The sequence below is a fragment of the Microcoleus sp. SVA1B4 genome, assembly GCF_036700545.1.
Taxonomy (GTDB): Bacteria; Cyanobacteriota; Cyanobacteriia; order Cyanobacteriales; family Microcoleaceae; genus Microcoleus.
Map to the genome: position 1 here is coordinate 138884 of NZ_JAUBPB010000001.1, position 19745 is coordinate 158628.

Here is a 19745-nt window from a genome sequence, read left to right on the forward strand (position 1 = left end):
ACTTACCCAAAAATCAAAAGGAGGCGGCGCTGTCTCTGCTAACATTTAAACAGCAAGACGCTCAGCGCTGGATATTCAGTGAACCTGTCATCTTTAAATTTTTTTCGCACTTTGCGCGCCGACAACAAGCAGTTTGCAGTTATTGGTTTGGGACGCTTCGGCAAAGCTGTGTGTTCTACTCTACACGGTTTGGGTTACGAAGTCCTGGGAATTGACACCGATGAAAAAAAAGTAACTCAAGCTTTGAACGATCGCATTGCTGCTCACGTTTTGCAGTTAGATTCTACTGAGCCTAGCGCTCTTGCGGAAGCCGGTATATTTGAATTTGAAACAGTAATTGTTGCGATCGGCAATTATCTAGGAGAAAGCATTACCACAACCTTAAATCTTAAGGAAGGCGGGGTAGCTCACGTAATAGCCAAAGCTTCTTCGGAAACTCACTTAAAACTGTTGAAAAAAGTCGGCGCAGATCATGTAGTTTTTCCCGAACGAGAAATGGGCTGCTCTTTGGCCCGCCTTCTTACAAAACCCAGCATTTTAGAACGCTTTGACCTCGACCCAGCTCACAGCATCGTTGAGTTGCTAGTTCCTGAAAAGTTTGATGGCAAAACCATCTCCGAATTGGAACTCCGGCGCAGGTATGGTTTGAATTTGCTAGCAGTCGGTCGTGGCGACAAGTTCGAGATCAATCCGCAGCCAAGCGAACGCTTGAGAAAAGGCGAGGTGATGGTAGTAATTGGTTCTAACAAAGATATTAATCGCTTGCCAATTTAACAGCTCGACATTTTACGCACATACAGCAACAGTCCTCGACTCAGAAACCCAGTGTCTTGTGTTCCGAGTGTCTCACTCCTAAGCAATTATTGCTGGATGTGTGACAATTTCAGACCCTCACAAACCCGGTTTATTTTAGATAAACCGGGTTTTCCTGTCCATCTTTATGTTCTAATTTTTAACTAAAATATGTAAATTGAATTTCACCAATTCTAGGGTTTTTTCCGCCTTTGCGACCCCCTTTGATAACTTAGCCAGACACATTGCAAAAAATTTTAACAAGGTAGCAGCACTCGATCGTCGCGCTCCCGCAAACCCTAGGAGCGCTAGCCCTAAAAATTCAGCCGACTTTCAAGATTTTTTGCAAATAAGCTTTGCCCAAAACCAGTACCGCCAATACTAGAGCAAGTTCAACAGGCCAAGGACACGCCGCCACCAACCAAATTAACGAACAAATTCCAATAATTGCAGCTATGGGAGCCGGAATTCCGTCTAGCGTTCTGTTGTCAGTCCCGGCTGTCACCCACCAAGCAATCAAGCAGATCGTCAACGGAATTAAGCAACTTGCGATCATGATTTTTACCCCATCAATTTTTTTACATATGGCATCTGAGCATATTGTAACAATACATCAAAGATTCGGAAATGCGCCATTAATTACGATAAAATTTAAGGTTAGGAAATTCATCCGCTGGGGTGATAAATTTTATAATTTTTAGCTTGGTCTCTCTCAGAAGGCAGAAGTAGGTTGGCATCAGGCAGGATTTAGGGATTTTTCTTTCTATAGAAGTCCAGAAAGCTTTCTACCTTGAGAAGAATTGCGATGCGCCCCTCTATGCAAGTTATACTCAGGATTGCAGTCAGTTACTGTAGAGCGTGAATCCATGCTGGGCAAATTTTTTCGCAAGCCAGAATCAGAAAACATCGATCGCGTCCCCCCGGGTCAATACCTCGCCAACGGCTTTCCTGTGCTGACCTACGGCGATACACCCTCCGTCAGCATTGAGAGTTGGGAATTTAAAGTCTGGGGATTGGCACAACCAAAAACCTTCAGTTGGTCAGACTTCCAGGCCATGCCCCAAAGTAACTTTACTGCGGATTTTCACTGCGTCACCCGGTGGTCAAAACTCGACGTGCAGTGGACGGGAGTCAAAGTCACAGATTTTATGAACTATATAGAAGTCGATCCGAAAGCTATGCACGTCCTGGAACACTGCTACGGCGGCTACACGACTAACATTGCGATCGCCGACTTCCTGAGAGAAGAAAACTTTTTCGCCCACACCGTCTTCGGCGAACCTCTATCCGCAGACCACGGCGGCCCAATGCGGCTCGTAGTTCCCCACCTGTACGCTTGGAAAAGCGCCAAATGGATTAACGGCCTGGAGTTTACAGAAACCGAAGAACTCGGTTTTTGGGAACGCAACGGCTACCATCGGCGGGGCGAACCTTGGGCAGAGGAACGCTACAGCGGTCTGTTTTGATGCGGGCGATCGGGAGCAAAGACGGGGCCACAGCTTCTCTATACAATCTTTGTTGAGGGGCAATCCGGTCTTTTACCGCTTCAATCTGCGGAAATTGCATCTTCTCGATCCCATCTTGGGGATATCTCACACCAGGGGTTCTATTTAATTCAACCAAAATACGTAGACCACACGATCGCATTTTGTACGTAATTTACCTGATAGATAAACTACTTTAACTCCCATACATAAGCCCCAAAAAACAAATATTCCCAGTTTAAGGTTAATAGAAAACTTCTGGAACTGTCAGTACCCACGAATATTACCGTATTTATACTTAAGTGTTTGCTATTGAGGATTTAGACTTGAGACTATAAAAAAAAGTAGCCATAAGCCCGATCCAAATCACTTAAGTTCATCCGCGCTCCCCTGCCCGCGACTGCAAGGTTTCAGACCACAATATTTATAATTATTTAGTGGGTATTATTAGGGCTCGATCCCCCGCCCGCAGATGTGATAGAGAGAATTTATGAAGGATATGTAAAGGCTTGATAAAGAATATGTCAAACTTTACCTAAAGTGCGCCAAAAACAAACAAAGTATCGCATAATGAAATTATTAAGACGATCGCACAAAAGGAACAGGTTTATGAATACCAAACTCTTATCCGCCCTAACAGCTACCGCCGCCGCCACAGCTCTGTTTGGCGCCGGAGCTCCAGCTCAAGCCTTCTCCTTTGGCACCAACGGCATCACATTCAGCCAAGATACCAGCGTCAAGTTTAACTTCAAAGAATCTCACGGTGGATATACTTCCTCTTTGGGCATCTACAGTGTGAACAACTCGGCGGGCACTCTAGTTAGCACCCTGTTTTCGGAAACTAAATCCTCAGACAACGGCTCGAGTAACGAATGGAAAGGAACTCTGGGCAATACAGTCTTGGGTTCTGGCTCGACAGTATTCACATTCCTGGCCAATCAAATTTATACTTTGGGACTCAACAGCGGCTGGGGTGGCACTGTCTACTCGACCTCAGCCTTGAATACGGGCAACCAGCAAGCAGTGTTTGGCGCGCAATCGCAACTGTGGGACGCACTCAACACAGAAGAAACGAACAGATTCGGAGCTGCCGGAAAATTCACAAACGGAATAGGTTCTCTGTTCAATGGAGGCACACTAATCTCCTTCGACGATGGCGGTAACGGCAATGACGCAGACTTCCAAGATTTCACAGTCAGCGCAGAAGCAGTTCCCGAACCAATGACAATGACTGGTTTGGCTCTCGGTTTGGGTGGTTTGGTTGCAGCCCGCCGCCGTCGCGCTAGCAAGACGACTTCATGATTTTGTCAACCGGAACAATCTCCTCTTTTACGTGTTACAAAATAAAATTCAATTAGGAGGCGCGCTAATGAGAAATCGGCTCGCCTTTTGCTTGATTTGAAATGTCAGAAGGGAGAAGTCATATCAATTGTGGTTGGACTCCTCGGGAATAGTTGACTGTTGACTGTTGGCTGTTGACGGGCGGCTCGCCAAACTTAATGATGGTTGAGTGTTGGATGTTGGCTCGATTTTACGCCCGACTTTCCAAGGGCGGATTTGAGATCGGAGGGAAGTTCGGAAACGCCCAGAATACGGGATTTAACGGATTTAACGGATGGGTGTTGAGGGAAGAAGTCAAGCGTGAAGCAAGAGGATTTTTCCAACTCTCCCACTCTCCCACTCTCCCACTATCTCCCTCTCCCAAATCAAAATTAAAAACTCACTCAGGGTAAACTGTTCGATCGTACAAAGTCACCAGTACCGATTGAGGAATGTTAATGTCCGCCCGGATGCACGCTACTTTAATCGCCACTACAGCCCTGGTGTTTGTCCGTCGCACCTATGCTGGTTCGCGCAGCGTCCAATAGCGGACAATAAGATCCAAAGAACCATCGCTAAAGCCTGAAGTATCAACATCATAGGCTACATTTAAAGGCAAGTTAGTTCGCCTGCGGGGCAGGCCTATTAGTAAGCTGTTGTGCATTTAAATTGTATATTGAGGGCGCGATCTCCTGCCCAACCCCTACTCCCCACACCAGTAAAGATTTATTTGACTATGCAATTTAAATGCGGATTAGCTTACCCGCACTGAATTGGCAAATACGATCGCCTTCGGCACGATAACTCGCTCTCCCCGATCGCTAATAACTTGAGTTGAACGCAGCAAAATCTTTTCAACCGTACCTTCAAAGCCTTCCACAATTATCCGATCGCCCAATTGAAACGGTTCGTGCCACAGCAACAATATTTCCGCTAAAAAGTATTTGAAGATGTCTGGGAACGGGAAACTAATCCCTACGGAACCAAGTCCTAACCAACTGATGATATCTGCAGGCTGCCAAGCTGGGAACGCCACGCAGGCGCTCAAACTGACAGCCGCCCAAGTGAGAGTGTCAATCGATTTTCGATTTTCGATTTTCGATTGAAGCCTTGACCCCAAGGATAAATTCGGGGGCTTGTATCCTGGATGCTTGATTGTCAAAAAATTAAAGAAGGCCACGCTAACACAAAAGATTGAGCTCGATCGCCCGACAAGAATGTTTGACTCTCACGGTGCGGGTGACTCCATCTACTCGTTCGCTAATCATTAAAACCTAATCAAAATTTAAGATTAGCAGCGCCGACCCCGATCGAGTAAAATCACAGCACTTGCCCGCCGATGGGTTAATCTGTTAAAACTAACAAAGTTTGATGATTTCTGAGAAATAACATACATGGTTGCTACATCCGTCAAGATTAAACACGAAGTCAAAGACTTGTCCCTCGCCCCCTTGGGAAAGCAACGTATCGAGTGGGCCGGCCGGGAAATGCCCGTTTTGCGGCAAATTCAAGAACGCTTCGCTAAAGAAAAGCCTTTTGCTGGCATTCGCTTGGCTGCTTGCTGCCACGTAACCACAGAAACCGCTCATTTGGCAATCGCCATCAAACTCGGCGGTGGCGACGCCGTACTGATCGCCAGCAACCCCTTGAGCACTCAAGATGACGTAGCGGCTTGCTTAGTTGAAGACTACGGCATTTCCGTCTTCGCCCTCAAAGGAGAAGACGCGGCTACCTACGAACGTCACGTCTACACAGCCCTAGACCATCGCCCCAATATTATCATCGACGACGGCAGCGACGTGGTAGCGGCCCTGATCCAGCACCGCCCGAACCAAATTTCCGACTTAATCGGAACTACCGAAGAAACTACCACAGGCATCGTGCGCCTGCGGGCCATGTTGAAAGACGGCGTGCTGACTTTCCCCGCAATGAACGTCAACGACGCCGACACCAAGCACTTCTTCGACAACCGCTACGGTACCGGTCAATCTACCCTAGACGGCATTATCCGCGCTACCAATATTTTGTTAGCCGGTAAAAATATTGTGGTTGCAGGTTACGGTTGGTGCGGCAAAGGCACAGCACTGCGCGCCCGTGGTATGGGTGCTAACGTAATTGTCACCGAAATCGATCCGATTCGGGCGATCGAAGCAGTGATGGACGGTTTCCGCGTCATGCCGATGGACGAAGCAGCAACAGTCGGAGATATATTCATTACCGTTACCGGCAACAAACACGTCATTCGTGCCGAACATTTCGAGACAATGAAAGACGGCGCAATTGTTTGCAATTCCGGTCACTTCGACATTGAAATTGACCTCAAATCCCTCGGCGCAAAAAGCACCGACGTGAAAACAGTCCGGTCTTTCACTCAAGAATATCACCTCAATAATGGCAAGTCGATTATTGTGTTGGGCGAAGGTCGTTTGATCAACTTGGCAGCAGCCGAAGGACACCCCAGCGCCGTGATGGATATGAGCTTTGCTAACCAAGCTTTAGCCTGCGAATATCTAGTTACGAACAAAGGCAAACTAGAGCCTGGTATTCACTCAATTCCCGTGGAAGTTGACAAAGAAATTGCCCGTCTCAAATTGGAAGCAATGGGTATTCACATTGATACCTTGACTGCCGAACAAATTGAGTACACAAACTCTTGGACTTCGGGTACTTAATCATAGTATTCTCGTTCCCAGGATCAGCCTGGGAATGAATGCAGCAAGGCTCTGCCTCCCTCATGGGGAGTCGAGGCAGAGCCTCTCGATATATGTTCCCAGGCAGAGCCTAGGAACGAGCAATGACTAATGACTTCTTCTTACCAAATTAGGGAATCAAAATGGTTGAATGGATAACTAACACAATGCAGTCTATGGGCTATTTCGGAATAGGACTGTTGATGTTTTTAGAAAATCTTTTCCCCCCCATACCCTCAGAATTGATTATGCCGCTGGCAGGGTTCACGGTATTCCAGAACAGAATGGAGTTTTCACCGGCGATCGCAGCAGGAGTAATCGGTACAGTTCTGGGGGCGCTTCCCTGGTACTATGCCGGTAAATTATTGAGCGAAGAACGCTTGAGGAATTTAGCCGACAAATACGGCAAGTGGATCACAGTATCGGGCGCCGATATTGACAAAGCAAATAGATGGTTTAACAGACACGGCAACAAAGCTGTGTTTTTGTGTCGCCTAGTACCCGGAGTTCGCACCCTAATTTCCCTGCCCGCTGGCATCAATAATATGCCTTTAATTCCTTTTTTAATCTACTCAACAGGAGGTACTCTTTTATGGGTAAGTTTCCTGACTTTTACCGGATATAAATTAGGGCAAAATTATACACTTGTAGAGGAATATCTGGCCCCGGTTTCCAAAATAGTTGTGGTGATTATTGTCATTTGGTGTATTTTGTGGGTTGTGAAGAAGAATATGCAGAAGGAAAAATATCGCAAATAAATGCAAAATTTGTGAAAATAATCTGCCTTTATTTGCGTTCATCGGCGGCTACAATCACCATTTTGACCCCACGCCAAAACGCATACAACTTTCCGACAGAAGTCGTGCGTTATCAACCCAAAATTTTAGACTAAGGTTCAACCTCCCCGATTAATCTGGGGAGTAAATCTAAAAATCTAAAATGTAAAATCTAAAATCCACTGACTTGTTTCCAGCATCCTCTCAACCGTAGCGCTGAAAGATAGAGAGGGAAATTTGATAGAAAATTCTGCTATGTTGGCTACTTTTTTAAATTAACTTTTAAATGGGCGATCGCCCAAAAGTCACAGTGACGGGCAGCAGATCGCCCAAAAATCCAACTTAAATTTATACAAATATTTAGGATTGGTGGAGGTTTAGGCAGATAATCGTGGCAAAATAGGGAACATTCCTATCCGCGCTGTTAAAATATGTACGAAAAGATTGTAGCCCCGACAACAGGTTCTAAAATTACTTTCAAAGACGGTTTGCCGATCGTCCCCAATGACCCAATTATTCCCTTCATTCGCGGCGACGGTACGGGCGTTGACTTGTGGCCTGCATCCCAGAAAGTCATGGATGCTGCGGTAGAAAAGGCTTACGGTGGCGATCGAAAAATCAACTGGTTTAAAATCTATGTAGGCGACGAAGCTTGCGATGTCTACGGTACTTACCAATATCTGCCCCAGGATTCCTTAGACGCCATCAAAGAATACGGAGTCGCCATCAAAGGGCCGCTGACAACGCCCGTAGGTGGCGGAATTCGATCGCTAAACGTAGCTTTGCGGCAAATCTTTGACCTTTACGCCTGCGTGCGGCCCTGCAAATATTATGCTGGAACCCCATCGCTACACAAAACTCCTGAACTCCTAGATGTAATTATTTACCGGGAAAATACAGAAGATATTTACCTCGGAATTGAATGGGCAAAAGGCAGCGAAATCGGCAAAAAATTGATTGAATTCCTCAATAATGAGTTGATTCCGGCAACACCAGAACATGGCAAAAAACAAATTCGCCTCGATTCGGGAATCGGAATTAAACCCATTAGCAAAACAGGTTCTCAGCGTTTAGTACGGCGCGCCATTACCCACGCTTTACGGTTGCCGAAAGATAAGCAGCAAGTGACCTTGGTGCACAAAGGCAACATCATGAAATATACTGAAGGAGCTTTCCGAGATTGGGGTTATGAATTAGCAACCACCGAATTTCGCCAACAGTGCGTAACTGAAAGAGAGTCTTGGATTCTGGGCAACAAAGAAAAAAATCCCGACATTAGCTTAGAAGATAATGCTCGCCAAATAGACCCAGGATACGATGCTTTGACCCCAGAAAAACAAGCCAAAATTCGTCAAGAAGTAGCCGACGTTCTGTTTGCAATTTGGGACAGTCACGGTAGCGGCAAGTGGAAAGAAAAAATTATGGTCAACGACCGAATTGCTGACAGTATTTTCCAACAAATTCAAACTCGACCGGCCGAGTATTCGATTTTGGCGACAATGAATCTGAATGGGGATTATTTATCCGATGCGGCCGCCGCAATTGTGGGTGGATTGGGTATGGGCCCTGGTGCGAATATTGGTGATGAATGTGCAGTTTTTGAGGCGACTCACGGCACTGCACCGAAACACGCTGGTTTGGATAAAGTCAATCCCGGTTCCCTGATTTTGTCCGGGGTGATGATGTTAGAATACATGGGATGGCAGGAAGCAGCAGACTTGATTAAGAAGGGTTTGGGAGCGGCAATTTCTAACGGTGAAGTTACTTATGATTTGGCGAGGTTGATGGAGCCGCCGGTGCCTGAGTTGAAGTGTTCGGAGTTTGCTGAGGCGATTATTAAGCATTTCGCGGATTGAGTTTGAGGGCTTTTTTTGAACGGGCTAGAAGCCCGTTCCACAATTAGTCAATTTGCTTGTGGGGCGGGCTTCTAGCGCTTTTTTTGAACGGGCTAGAAGCCCGTTCCACAATTAGTAAACTTGCTTTGTGGGGAGTACGGGTTGGGCTTCTAGCCCGCCCGCTGTTTATTAAGAACGGGCTAGAAGCCCGTTCCACAAAAGTAAACTTGCTTGTGGGGTGTCCCGCCCTCCCGAAAATACAATTTAGATGTGCGGTTTATAATGATGGAACAGCCATTCCGCGCTCAACGGCGGGACGCTTCTGCAAAGTTTCTACCCAACGTTTGAGGTGGGGGTGGTTGTCGAGGGTTAATCCTTGAAATTCATAAATAGCAACCCAGGGATAGGTAGCAATGTCGGCGATCGAATAGTCGCCGCAGATGTATTCATATTTTGCTAGTTGAGTGTCTAATACTCCGTAGAGGCGCAAGGTTTCTTTTTCGTAGCGCCCAATCGCATAGGGAATTTGTTCGGGTGCAAAGCGTTTGAAGTGGTTTAGCTGACCAAACATCGGGCCGACGCTGGCCATTTGAAACATCAGCCATTCCATAACTTGAAAGTATTTGTGTTTGTCGGTGGGCAGAAATCTGCCGCTTTTTTCGGCAAGATAGATCAGAATAGCGCCGGACTCGAAGACGGTGATGGCGTTATCTCGATCGACTATCGCCGGAATTTTGCTGTTGGGGTTGATGGCGATGAACTCTGGGCTAAATTGGTCGTTTTTTGTGATGTCGATGACGTGCACGTTGTAGGGTAAACCTATTTCTTCGAGCATGATCGAGACTTTGCGACCGTTCGGGGTGGTAAAAGTGTAGAGGTCAATCATAGTTGTGATGTTAAGTTGAAAGTTGGCAAGGCAGGAAATAACCCGATATAATATCACAATTTGGACGAAAATTGCGGATTTTTAATCTATTGTGTTAAAATTATATTCTAATAATAGAAGAATAACGATCGCTCGAAATGGACATTATTGAAATTCTCAAAGACGATTATCAAAGATTTCCCGATAATCAGACTTACAGCATCTATGCAAAAGATGTTTATTTTGAAGATCCGGTGAATCGATTTACAGGAGTCGATCGCTACCGCAAAATGATCGGGTTTATGGGGACTTTTTTTCAGGATGTAAATCTCGATTTGCACGGGATTTCGCAGTCTGGAGATACTATAGACACTCGCTGGACTCTGAGCTGGATCGCACCGTTACCTTGGAAACCTAAAATGGCGATCGCCGGTAGGAGCGAACTGAAACTCAACAGCGACGGTTTAATTGTTTCTCACATCGATTACTGGGACTGTTCGCGGTTGGATGTGCTCAAACAGCTTGTATCTCCTGTGAAAACTAATGTTTGAGAATTTTTATTAGGTTTTTTAGCAATAAAAAATAGTGTTTCCAGAGCGAGATGCCCTTTTTTAACCGCAGATGTTAGCAGATAAACGCAGATGAACGCTGATGGATTTTTATTTGTTGCAATTGATAGCTGAGATAAGTAATTTTAACTGATATTGACATGGCAGCAATTTCGTGTATCACGGGAAATGTGGTATGTCCGGCGGCTGCTTGTCGCCCAAATTAATTCCCCCACAAAATTAATTTTCTTTACATAACGTTACAATATAGGAGTAAACTACTTTCAGGCGAGCTAAACAATCAATGCGCTTAATATTAATGACTGGAAAAGGCGGCGTCGGCAAAACCTCCGTAGCCGCTGCTACTGGGCTGCGATGTGCCGAATTGGGATACAAAACCCTAGTGCTGAGCACAGATCCCGCTCACTCCTTAGCCGACAGCTTTGACATGGAACTCGGACACGATTCGCGGCTGGTGAAACCGAATTTGTGGGGAGCCGAATTAGACGCTCTCAGGGAATTAGAAGGCAATTGGGGAGCAGTTAAGCGCTACATTAGTCAAGTCTTGCGAGCGCAGGGACTCGAAGGGGTGCAAGCTGAAGAATTAGCCATCTTGCCAGGAATGGATGAAATCTTCGGTTTAGTGCGAATGAAGCGGCATTACGACGAAGGCGAATTTGATGTTTTAATTATCGATTCTGCTCCGACTGGCACAGCATTGAGACTGCTAAGTTTGCCCGAAGTTGGCGGCTGGTACATGAGAAAATTTTACAAGCCGCTGCAAGGCATATCAGCCGCCCTTAGACCTTTAGTTGAACCTATTTTTAGACCAATTGCAGGTTTTTCTTTACCAGACAAAGAGGTGATGGATGCACCTTACGAATTTTACGAACAAATCGAAGCTTTGGAAAAGGTTTTAACTGACAATACTGTCACTTCGGTAAGGTTAGTTACCAATCCTGAAAAAATGGTAATTAAAGAGTCTCTGCGCGCTCATGCCTATTTGAGTTTGTACAATGTAGCTACCGATTTAGTAGTAGCTAACCGGATTATTCCCGCAGAAGTAACTGACCCATTTTTTAAACGGTGGAAAGAAAGCCAGGAACAGTACCGTCAGGAAATTCACTCAGATTTCATGCCGCTGCCAGTTAAGGAGGTGCCACTTTATTCCGAAGAAATGTGCGGTTTGCCAGCTTTGGAACGGTTGAAAGAAACGCTTTACAAAGACGAAGACCCAAGTCAAGTTTATTACAAAGAAAATACGATTAAGATCGTGCAGGAAAACAATCAATATAGTCTTGAACTGTATTTGCCCGGAATTGCTAAGGATCAGATCCAGTTGACCAAAACGGGAGATGAGTTGAATGTTCGGATTGGGAATCACCGCCGTAATTTGGTGTTGCCGCAAGCTTTAGCGGCGCTGCAACCTTCGGGGGCGAAGATGGAGGATGATTATTTGAAGATTAAGTTTGCTTAACAAGACTTACGCACTATCAACCTAAAAAACCCGGTTTCTAGGAAAAATCGTGGATAATCCCTTGAGATATTCACGCAGAAACCGGATTTTTTTCCCGCGTGCAGGTATTAAGCTATTCAGCAGACTTACGCCATTCTTGTCCAAGGCGAACTGCTTTGTCAAAAGTAGGATGGTTGCGTCTGCGTGTATGAGACAGTGACTTTTGTAATGGTATCAATTCCGATTGTACCGGAATGATTTAACCGCAGAGGGCGCAGAGGGCGCAGAGTCTGCAGAAGAGAGAGATGAATAATTCCGATGTCAACGGGTTGGATATGAGATGCTGCTGGCTAGACACAATTAAAAGGGCTCAGCACGAAGGACTTCGTTTAATGCCTCATCAATCACTGCATCGCTGACACCTCGACGCTTCAAACTTGCTACTAAGGCTGTTACTGTCTCGCTCTCAAATCGTTCTAAATCAACGCGCAAACCTTGACCGATATAAGCACGAATTAATGGCTGATAACCCGAAAAACCCAACAATGGTGCAACTTTCTTTAGATCTTCCACAACATCTTCGGGCATACGAATCGTCACGCTAGTCATTGGACGGTTGCGGTTTAATCGCTGTTTTAATGCTTCAACCTTCATACTCTGCCCTCTCCTGACGAGTTGCTTTACGTGCTGAAATAATCCGAATGACATTTTCTTCACGCTCAATGTGAACCACATACAGTAGATTCCACCGACTATCTAGCCAAATCACAGTATAGGGAAAGGGATGAAAAGAATTCGACCTTCATATTCATCAGGCTGACTGCAACAAATAAATAGTTCTAAATCATCAATGATCTTACCAATGGGTGCTGTTGCAATAACCTCAATAACTCCCAGCATAGGTAGTCCTTGATTGACTCGCTCGTAGGCATACATCGTAATAGTGGCCACATCATGGGTAAGTAAGATGCGTCCTTCATTAGCGGCCCATTCTAAAATATCTGGATCGTCAGTGTGAATCAGCCCTACATCTTGGACACGAACAATATCTAATTCAGGCAAACGTCTCACCAGCCCACGCAATATGGCTCCATTAAAATTTTCATCAGTTAGAAGGCGCACTTGGTATCGACTCCCCTTTTGACTGATAACGAGTAAGCAAACGTTGTCTCAGATCAACTAAGTTGTGTTGTCGAGAAAGTTCTTGTCTCAGTTGCTGAGATTGTTGGCTGCGCTGTTCCAAATAACTGTCAATTTCCTGACGATGGTTTAGATAGTAAGCAATGGTACTGTATATGTCTTCTAAGCGAACAACTGAATACTGAATAGCGATTTCTTCGGGAGTGGAGCCATTGTGGTATGAAGCAAGTATGCTATCTAGGGTGACTCGACTCGAACCTATACGGATACCTCCCGCTTCATCCCAACGGAAAGGAGGAGAGGTTGCTTGGAATTTTGCTGGGGCGCTCATTAGGGACATCTCGTACCTGACTTGAACTGTATCGAAACATTGTAGCAAGAAGCCTAATTCTTTGTCGGAAGGTAATGAAAGCCAACCATTAAAGCCCGTGTCTACGATCGCCTCATGTGTGTAAACTTTCCCATCAGAGTCACATATTGAAAGCGAGATAATCGGTTCAAAATCAGCATTAACGATTCCTGCGATCATACAGATATCTTGGTTCGTCCACCGAATCGGCGAACGTGACGATACCCAACGCGAACAATCCAGATTTGAGCATTTGGGTGACGAGATTCAAGGCGATCGCAAGCAGCTATTTCACTCGCATCAACTTCCAAGTCTCCAGTTTCAATGTCGAGCGCTACAATTTTGCCTTGATTACCCGATTCGATTTGTGAGCGTATTTGAGTTTGGTAAATGCGATCGCCACGTTGAGCAAACTCTTCTTTGCTATAGCGGGGTTGACGGACTACCATGATTACCACTTTTCCTCAATCGTTGCCTTAACTATAATTATATTGGTTTGGGCTTAAAAATTGTTTAAGTCCCCCTAAAATCATAATCTGCTTCCATAACTATCCCTCTCCCTCTTCTTTCCCATCCTCTGTGCTCTCTGTGTCCTCTGCGGTTTGTTCACTCTTTCCTGCATTAACCTCAATCTTTTTCTGCTGACGATCCGACGCAGCTTTTTGCAGCATTTTCAACTTTTCGGGGTCAGCATTCGATCGCCAAAACAACTTATGATCCTTAATTTTAACGCAATTTTCCTCCAAACACTTCATCCATTCCCGATGTTTCTTAACTACGCCACGATCGAGAATACCTAACTTTTCTTCTTGGCGGGTGAGTTTCGCAAACTTGTCATAATGCGGATAACTAGCAGTAACAAAAGCTTCTTTTCTCACTAAAATTGGTGGATTATACACGTCAGAATAGTCTTGATAGCTCACAGAAAGATCGCGCAAATCTATGTGCATAGAAGTGTGAAGGGCTGGATGCGGGTTAGTGTCAAAATCGGGATAAAATAAATAGGAAATCTGAGGTCTGCGAGCGTAAAATTTGATAATTGTCGCGCCGTCAAGTCTGCCTATTGTGCGGTTGGCGCAGCCTTCGTAGAGCCTGAGCAAAGGATCTAGTTCTTCTAATGCAGAGACGTGAACTGAAAGAGTACCGGGCTGTTTGTAGCCGATCGCACTATCTTCGCAGCAATCCGCAACAATATCAGGTTTGCTCAGACTATATAGCATTAAATCTGCTAAAGTGCAAGCTTTTTGATAATTGTCAAACAAACCTTTGATATCATTGCGGATTTGAGCCGGGAGTCGGCGGATTGAAGGTCGATCGCCCAAACCGTTGAGAGCCAGATACACCAGCAAATCTTGGCGGCGCTTGTCGGCGATTTTCTCCCAATCATCCGCATCCGTTGCTTGCAAAATCACCCTCCAAGCGCGATTAAAACTGTGAAATTCCTCCTTAATCGCCGATTCTTCCGCTAGTTCGCCTTTAACCGGAAGCCGGCCCCGATCGCTCACAAAAGCCATCAAAGGAGCCAACATTTCCGCATAATCCTCAAACCGCTTAACTTGCGATCGCACTCTGGGAGTCGATAAGTGCGATCGAAACCGAGAAGCACGAAAACTTTCACCCTCCGCTGCATCCCGAAACACAAAATAGATTCCCAAAGCCACAGGAATTGCATCAACATTCAAAACTTGGTCAATATAAACCTTTAACTCTTCTTGTTCGTAATACTTCTGAAAGGTATTCCGAGAAGTAATCACCCCATCCCCGTAAGCAATTTGGCCTCGATCGCTATCATCAATCAAAACTTGAGCCGCTACAACTAATAAACTCTTAGTTAATTCCCAAGCATTCAGCAAAGCTTCTCGGCGTTCCGCCAAAGATTCAATCACATTAATCACATAACCAATATTCACAATATCAGCACAAATTCGCGGAGTATCCGGCTGATAGTATGGGTCCCAACCAGAAATAGCATAACCCTCTTGTGCAATATATTTAACATCCCCGCCGTAACCGCAACCGTAATCAAAAAAAGTCGCCCCGTCCCTCACTAAATCAGCTTCTAAAACCAGACGCAGGGGTTTAGAAAGCGAATTGCGTACCATTGCAGCTTTATGTCGCTCGATTTTAGGAATTGATAGCTCACTATTCTCCTCTTTCAAACGCTCGACAACAGTATGATCTTGGATTTCTACACCGCAATATCCCAAATATTTGAGCCAACCCTCGCGAGTGCCGATAACGCTAGTATTGTCCAGCAGCCCCCACTTTTCCTCGCAGCGAGTCAGCCTCGCAAACTTTTCGTAATTGGGATAATCCCCAGCTACAAAAGTTTCCTTGCGGTGCAAAACCGGGGGATTTTCGCAGTTACTGTAGTCAAAATATTTAACTTCCCCTGTTGCTAGATTAATCTGGATGCTGGTTTGCAAATCAGGATGAGCATTTGTATCGAAATCAGGGTAAAAAAGATAAGATATTTTAGGTTGATGAAGCAAAAATTTAACTAAAGTTGCTTCATCAATATTTTCGAGAGTGCGTCTGGCACAATTTTCGTAGATTCCGAGGACAGGGTTGAGTCTCTGCAAAGCTGAAACGTGAACGTAAAAAGCCGTAGGTAATTTTTTTCCCACCTTGCTTTCCCGACAGCAGCGAGCCACTTTTGCTACTAGATTGTCCACAGAAAAATTATTGATTTCATCGAGCGGGTAAGGCACAGCATTTACAGAATATTGCTCAGAAATACCCTCTTTTTCATACAATAAAACTTCGCGAGCAAAAACCATCAAAGGCGTTAGCAGTTTTTCCTCGTTTTCTAAGGAATTGCTATTTGAAATAGTGTTTGTACTGGTATCGTAATTCATAGCTAAATTAATTATTTTTTTTAAATTAACCGCAGAGAACGCAGAGAACACAGAGTGAAGAAAGAAACAAAGAAACAAAGAAACAAAGAATTTATTTCTTAGTCCGCGTAGGCGGACTTCGTTTGTTTAGGCGCGATTTCAAGCGCCGACTAATATCGATCAATAGCGACTAACCGACTAACTAAACATTCGATTTTCCACAAATTCTTGCACCCGGGCTAAATGACTGGACAAACTTACTAATAGGTTCTCAATCCTCTCACTATTTGACAATTCCACCCCTTTTGGTTCAGATTGAAAGCTTCGCGCTTGATGCTCCAATTGTGCGGCCAAATCCGACATCTGAGCAACTCCCACATTAGCCGAAGTTCCCTTGAGACGGTGGGCTTGATATTCCACAGCTTGCCAATCTTTAGCTTCTACGGCTCTTTTGGCAGCAGCTACATCAGCTTGGGCGCCTGCCACAAAAGCTTGCAAGAGTCGCTCTGGCAATTTAATATTAACTCGTCCGAGTTGCTCCAATCTGCTCTTGTCGAACAGTCCGTCGTAGTCTCTATGTTCCCAAGTTTGAAGTGCGATCGCCCTTGGTGTCGGCCCAGCCACAACCTGCGCTTTTTCCACAACTTCTGTATAATTTGTTGCTAATTGAGATTTATTTTCCGAATTTATACTTTTAACTCCATACTTATTGTCACCCTGAACATTGAGGGCTTCATACTTTTTCAGGGCCGCCGCCAAAGCATCTAAATCTACAGGTTTGCTGAGATAATCGTCCATCCCCGCCGCCAGACACTTTTCTCGTTCCCCCGGCATAGCATGAGCAGTTAAAGCCATCACAAAAGTATGCCGATCGCTTCCTTCGATTTCCCTCAACTTTTGCGCCGCTTTGTAACCGTCAAGTACCGGCATTTGACAGTCCATCAGCACTAAATCATAGCTTTTTTTAGCCAGCAAATCCAGCGCTTCTTGACCGTTGACCACGCAGTCAGCCTGATAGCCTAAAACTGCCAACTGTTCGACAAGAACTTGTTGATTGATCGGGTGATCTTCCGCCACCAAAATTCTCAGCGATGACAGCGAATTGGGAGTAACATATTGATGAGTATTAACTGGTGGCAACTTGCCAGTATTAGCAGCCTCCACTCTTCCAAAATCTCCCCTTCCCTTCACCGGCGCAAGCATTGCCTCAAGCAGGCGACTTGGCCGCACCGGCTCGATCAAATATCCGTTAAAACCTCGACTGCAAAGCGATTCAGCCTTCGGCTGTTCTCGCAAAGCAGTCATGGCGATTAACGAGCAAACTGTCGAGGTCGATCGCACTTTCCTAGCAAATTCCTCCGCATCCAACTCCGGCATTTGCAAGTCCACCAGCACCACATCCCAGCTTTTTCCCCCCTCTCCCGAATTCTGAGAAATCCCGCCCTGGGTATTTTTCAACCAACTCCAAGCCTCAGCAGCACTTTCTGCCTCGTCGCAGCGCGCACCCCAACTTTGAGCGAGCGATCGCACTGCTGCCCTCCTCAAAGCACTTCCAGAGATTACTAATAACTTCTTGCCCGCAAGTTCGGGATCGTGAGGCTCAACTGGCAACTGTTTTTCCAAAGGTACAGTAAACCAAAAAGTAGCACCACTGCCTAGCAAACTGCGAACTCCAATGTCCCCTCCCATCATCTCCACTAACTGCTTACAAATAGCCAAACCTAAACCCGTCCCGCCGTAAGGCCTAGTAGGAGAATCATCTACCTGAGAAAAAGATTGGAACAACTTTGTTTGCCCTTGGGCCGAAATTCCAATGCCAGTATCCCGCACCGAAAATAGCAACCTTGCTTCTTGTCTACCCTCTGCCAGTCGGTTGCCCTGTTTCACAGTTACGTGAACTAGAACTTGACCGCTATCCGTAAATTTTATGGCATTACCCGTCAAATTCAGCAAAACTTGCTTCAATCTGCCCGCGTCGCCCACCAATTTTCTAGGCACTGAGCTGTCAACTAAAATATTCAATTCAATACCTTTTTCTTCTGCCAAATGCGCTAGAATTTCAATCACCGACTCAACGCAACTATTCAAATCAAAATTAGCCTTTTCCAGCCGCATTTCTCCCGCTTCAATCTTAGAGAAATCGAGGATATCGTTAATAACATTCAGCAAATGTTCAGCACTGCGGTAAATCGTCTGAGCACAGTCCCGCTGTTTCTGTTCCAGAGGAGCGCGCAGCAGCAATTGAGCCATTGCCAAAACCCCATTCATCGGAGTGCGAATTTCGTGACTCATGTTCGCCAAGAATTGCGACTTCACCCGGCTAGCTTCTAAGGCAGTTTCCCGCGCTTCCACCAACTCATTAATCTTGTCGGCAACCATCACAATTCCCCCTACTTTACCGTCTGGATTGTACCAAGGGTGAGCGGCCCAGCGCAGGTAGATAACAGAGCCGTCTGCTCGTTCCCAAGCATCTTCGCTCACAGAAACGACCTCACCTCTGAGCACTTCTTGATACATTACTTTCCAGCGATTCGGGGTATCTGGAAACAATTCGTAATGACTGAGATTAGTCAGCGACTGCCACTCAAAATTAAATTGAGTCAGCCATTTGTGCGAGTTAGCTAAATAGCGCATTTCCGTATCGAACATCGCCATTGCTACTGGCACGCAATTAATAATTTGTCTCAGTTGCTGCCGTTCCCTTTCCAGAGCATATTCCGCCTGTTTCCGCTCAGTAATGTCGCTAATCATGCCGGCCATTCGCAGCGCTTTTCCTTTGGAATTTCGCTGAGCTTTTCCCTGAGAAGTGCAGTAGCGGTAAACACCGTTCGAGTGTAGCAGCCGGAATTCTACATTATAATCTATTTCTTGTTCCAAGTGAGCGGCGATCGCCGCGACAATTCCCTCCTTGTCATCGGGGTGCAGGCGGTTGTATAGAGCTTCCATAGTCCTGCCAAATTGCTTGCGCGACAAACCGATAATTTCCAAAAGGCGATCGTTCCAATAAACCTCATTTTTACTTAAATCCCAATCCCAAATTCCGTCGTTCACTCCCTCTAAAACTAACCTGTACCGTTCCTCACTTTCCTTAAGCTTTTGACTGGTATGAAACGCCTGAAATTCGGCGCGGTAAACGCGCATCGCATTGGACAAACTGCGAGACAAACTATCGGGAGAAAGCTTATTTTTAGCAATATAATCAGAAGCTCCTGCCTTCATCAATTCCACAGCAATTTGTTCGTCGCCTTGACCTGTGAGCACAATTAAGGGAACTTTCAGTCCAGCTTCTCGTAGATGTTTTACCAAACTCAGTCCGTCTCCGTCCGGCAATCCGTAGTCGAGGAATACGCAGTCAAATTTGCACTCAAATATTTGATTTAATAGCAGCCCCTTTTCTGTCTCCTCAACCTCGCTTAAAGGTTGAGATTTATTTTGTTGGGAGAGTTTTGCGGTAGCCTGCATAGAATTTTTGCTAACCGAGAGTTGTGCCAGCGCATCCGCGCAGTCTTCTGCTTCAGTAACTTCTGCAGAAACACCAGCAGACTTGAGCGATCGTTTGATTGCCATTCGATCGACTGCATCGTCATCAACTATCAGAATTGTGAGAATTTTGTCCATAAAAACCGAATTGTGGATTAGTCCGAAAAAGCTGC

Annotated in this window: 19 protein-coding genes; 9 read left to right on the top strand and 10 right to left on the bottom strand. The window is 45.5% G+C overall.

What is annotated here, in order from left to right; translation table 11 throughout:
• Positions 1 to 78 precede the first annotated feature (78 nt).
• Entirely contained in the window at positions 79 to 774 is a 696-nt protein-coding gene (locus tag QT987_RS00540) for a TrkA family potassium uptake protein (RefSeq protein WP_333053191.1), read from the top strand.
• A 340-nt stretch (positions 775 to 1114) separates the two neighbouring features.
• Here the strand turns inward: QT987_RS00540 and QT987_RS00545 are convergent, their stop codons facing one another.
• Complete coding sequence (locus QT987_RS00545) at positions 1115 to 1348, bottom strand: hypothetical protein (protein WP_333053190.1); 234 nt, start codon at positions 1346 to 1348, stop codon at positions 1115 to 1117.
• Between the two features lie 310 nt (positions 1349 to 1658).
• Between QT987_RS00545 and QT987_RS00550 the strand changes: the two genes are divergently transcribed.
• The 3 genes from QT987_RS00550 to QT987_RS00560 all read left to right on the top strand — a co-directional run bounded on the left by QT987_RS00550 (position 1659) and on the right by QT987_RS00560 (position 4009).
• Entirely contained in the window at positions 1659 to 2258 is a 600-nt protein-coding gene (locus QT987_RS00550; RefSeq protein ID WP_333236523.1) for a sulfite oxidase-like oxidoreductase, read from the top strand.
• A 627-nt stretch (positions 2259 to 2885) separates the two neighbouring features.
• Positions 2886 to 3578 carry a PEP-CTERM sorting domain-containing protein gene (locus QT987_RS00555; protein ID WP_333236350.1) on the top strand — a complete coding sequence of 231 codons (693 nt, stop codon included), beginning with the start codon at positions 2886 to 2888 and terminating at the stop codon, positions 3576 to 3578.
• Positions 3579 to 3730: 152 nt separating this feature from the next.
• Positions 3731 to 4009, top strand: a complete 279-nt coding sequence (locus tag QT987_RS00560) for a hypothetical protein (protein ID WP_333236353.1) — start codon at positions 3731 to 3733, stop codon at positions 4007 to 4009.
• Between the two features lie 341 nt (positions 4010 to 4350).
• Here QT987_RS00560 and QT987_RS00565 read toward each other — a convergent pair whose 3' ends face one another.
• The gene (locus tag QT987_RS00565) at positions 4351 to 4758 is read right to left on the bottom strand and encodes a mechanosensitive ion channel domain-containing protein (RefSeq protein WP_333236356.1); all 408 of its coding nucleotides are present in this window, start codon (positions 4756 to 4758) and stop codon (positions 4351 to 4353) included.
• A 232-nt stretch (positions 4759 to 4990) separates the two neighbouring features.
• On the opposite strand from QT987_RS00565, the gene ahcY reads away from it, so the two are divergent.
• The 3 genes from ahcY (at position 4991) to QT987_RS00580 (ending at position 8918) form a co-directional block, all read left to right on the top strand.
• Complete coding sequence (ahcY, locus tag QT987_RS00570) at positions 4991 to 6268, top strand: adenosylhomocysteinase (protein WP_333047387.1); 1278 nt, start codon at positions 4991 to 4993, stop codon at positions 6266 to 6268.
• A 161-nt stretch (positions 6269 to 6429) separates the two neighbouring features.
• Positions 6430 to 7044, top strand: a complete 615-nt coding sequence (locus tag QT987_RS00575; protein ID WP_333053186.1) for a DedA family protein — start codon at positions 6430 to 6432, stop codon at positions 7042 to 7044.
• Positions 7045 to 7493: 449 nt separating this feature from the next.
• Complete coding sequence (locus QT987_RS00580; protein ID WP_333236358.1) at positions 7494 to 8918, top strand: NADP-dependent isocitrate dehydrogenase; 1425 nt, start codon at positions 7494 to 7496, stop codon at positions 8916 to 8918.
• Between the two features lie 256 nt (positions 8919 to 9174).
• Here the strand turns inward: QT987_RS00580 and QT987_RS00585 are convergent, their stop codons facing one another.
• A complete protein-coding gene (locus QT987_RS00585; protein ID WP_333236360.1) occupies positions 9175 to 9783 on the bottom strand; it encodes a glutathione S-transferase N-terminal domain-containing protein in 609 nt (202 codons plus the stop codon).
• Between the two features lie 137 nt (positions 9784 to 9920).
• On the opposite strand from QT987_RS00585, the gene QT987_RS00590 reads away from it, so the two are divergent.
• Together QT987_RS00590 and QT987_RS00595 are read left to right on the top strand one after the other, a co-directional pair.
• Positions 9921 to 10313 carry a DUF2358 domain-containing protein gene (locus QT987_RS00590; protein WP_333236362.1) on the top strand — a complete coding sequence of 131 codons (393 nt, stop codon included), beginning with the start codon at positions 9921 to 9923 and terminating at the stop codon, positions 10311 to 10313.
• A 301-nt stretch (positions 10314 to 10614) separates the two neighbouring features.
• Positions 10615 to 11787, top strand: coding sequence for a TRC40/GET3/ArsA family transport-energizing ATPase (locus QT987_RS00595; protein ID WP_333236364.1), 1173 nt, complete (start codon positions 10615 to 10617; stop codon positions 11785 to 11787).
• A gap of 339 nt (positions 11788 to 12126) precedes the next feature.
• Here the strand turns inward: QT987_RS00595 and QT987_RS00600 are convergent, their stop codons facing one another.
• The 7 genes from QT987_RS00600 to QT987_RS00625 all read right to left on the bottom strand — a co-directional run bounded on the left by QT987_RS00600 (position 12127) and on the right by QT987_RS00625 (position 19710).
• Positions 12127 to 12420, bottom strand: coding sequence for a hypothetical protein (locus tag QT987_RS00600; protein ID WP_333236366.1), 294 nt, complete (start codon positions 12418 to 12420; stop codon positions 12127 to 12129).
• A complete protein-coding gene (locus tag QT987_RS29810) occupies positions 12410 to 12535 on the bottom strand; it encodes a BrnT family toxin (protein ID WP_445251377.1) in 126 nt (41 codons plus the stop codon). Before QT987_RS29810 ends, QT987_RS00600 begins: the two co-directional genes overlap by 11 nt.
• A complete protein-coding gene (locus QT987_RS00605) occupies positions 12532 to 12888 on the bottom strand; it encodes a DUF5615 family PIN-like protein (protein ID WP_333236367.1) in 357 nt (118 codons plus the stop codon). The genes QT987_RS29810 and QT987_RS00605 overlap by 4 nt, the downstream gene beginning before the upstream one ends.
• Entirely contained in the window at positions 12872 to 13435 is a 564-nt protein-coding gene (locus QT987_RS00610) for a DUF433 domain-containing protein (RefSeq protein ID WP_333236370.1), read from the bottom strand. The genes QT987_RS00605 and QT987_RS00610 overlap by 17 nt, the downstream gene beginning before the upstream one ends.
• On the bottom strand, positions 13432 to 13704 hold the full coding sequence (locus QT987_RS00615; protein WP_333236373.1) for a hypothetical protein: 273 nt from the start codon (positions 13702 to 13704) through the stop codon (positions 13432 to 13434). Before QT987_RS00615 ends, QT987_RS00610 begins: the two co-directional genes overlap by 4 nt.
• A 99-nt stretch (positions 13705 to 13803) precedes the next feature.
• Positions 13804 to 16113 (bottom strand): DNA phosphorothioation-associated putative methyltransferase, encoded by a 2310-nt coding sequence (locus QT987_RS00620; protein WP_333236375.1) that lies wholly within the window; start codon positions 16111 to 16113, stop codon positions 13804 to 13806.
• Positions 16114 to 16290: 177 nt separating this feature from the next.
• Positions 16291 to 19710 carry a response regulator gene (locus QT987_RS00625; protein WP_333236377.1) on the bottom strand — a complete coding sequence of 1140 codons (3420 nt, stop codon included), beginning with the start codon at positions 19708 to 19710 and terminating at the stop codon, positions 16291 to 16293.
• Positions 19711 to 19745 lie beyond the last annotated feature (35 nt).